Origin of the sequence: Candidatus Chloroploca asiatica (genome assembly GCF_002532075.1) — a bacterium.
Lineage (GTDB): Bacteria > Chloroflexota > Chloroflexia > Chloroflexales > Chloroflexaceae > Chloroploca > Chloroploca asiatica.
This window is the reverse complement of sequence record NZ_LYXE01000061.1, coordinates 1-941: the sequence shown is the minus strand read 5'-3', so window position 1 is coordinate 941 and position 941 is coordinate 1. Positions and strand designations below refer to the sequence as shown.

At 67.5% G+C, this 941-nt stretch carries 1 protein-coding gene; it reads right to left on the bottom strand.

Annotated features, from left to right (window positions below; all coding sequences use genetic code 11):
* Positions 1-773, bottom strand: a 773-nt coding sequence (locus A9Q02_RS23590) for an IS66 family transposase (RefSeq protein ID WP_141508733.1), incomplete at its 3' end; no start/stop codon positions are given.
* Positions 774-941: the final 168 nt, after the last annotated feature.

Here is a 941-nt window from a genome sequence, read left to right as displayed (position 1 = left end):
TGCAGCGCGTGAAAGACGCACTCGTGGTGCGTTGCCTGCGGGAAGACCGCCGCAAGCGCGGCCCCATACGCCGGGTTCAGGTCGGTCACGATGACCTGTGGGCGGTACCCTTTGGCCTTCAGCGCCAGCAAAAAGGCCTGCGTACTCGCCGTGCCCGCCTGTGGGGCGATGGCGATGTGCAGCAGGTCGTAGCTGACGCAGTCCACCGCCACCGAGACGTACATCCAGCGATACCCGCGCTTGCCCGGCACATGCACGCGCACCCACTTCTCGTCCACGCCCACCACCCCACTTGAACGCACCACCCCAAACAGCGCCGCCACCGGCAGCAGCTGCCCGCCGAACTGGCTGACCCAGCGATAGGCGGTCGCCGTTGAGACGCCCAGCCCCGCCGCGACCCGCCGGTAGCTGCCGCGCCCCAGTTCGTAGGCCCCCAGCGCCGCCAGCTGCACCTCGGCCCGCCAGGGCGAATGAGGCATGAGGTCGGACGGCAGGTTGGTGAAGGTCTGGTGGGGACAGGCCGGGTTTTGGCAATAGTACCGGAACACATCAACCGTCTGGATCTGGCCCTCCGCGTCGATGAAGCGTTTGGTGCGCGGCGTGCGACTCTTGCGCCGCACCTGGCTGCCGCCGCAGTGCGGACAGCGGATGGTCGCGTCGTCGACAGCTTGCCCGTCACCGCAGAGCACCTGCTGGAGGTGCGCGGCCCAGGGCAGCGGACGCTCGCGCTCGCGGCCCGAGCCCAGGCCGAGCTCCTGGCGCAGCGCCAGCAACTCGCGGAGGTCCCCCTGCTGTTCGACCAGCGGTCGCGTGCCGGCCTCCAGATGGGTCTGGAGCTGGTCGATCTGCGCAAACAGCTGCGTGTGATCAACGATAATTAGAATTGCCGGTGGTGATCTTTAGAATTGCCGATCCCATCTGCCTCCGCGATGACCTACCAT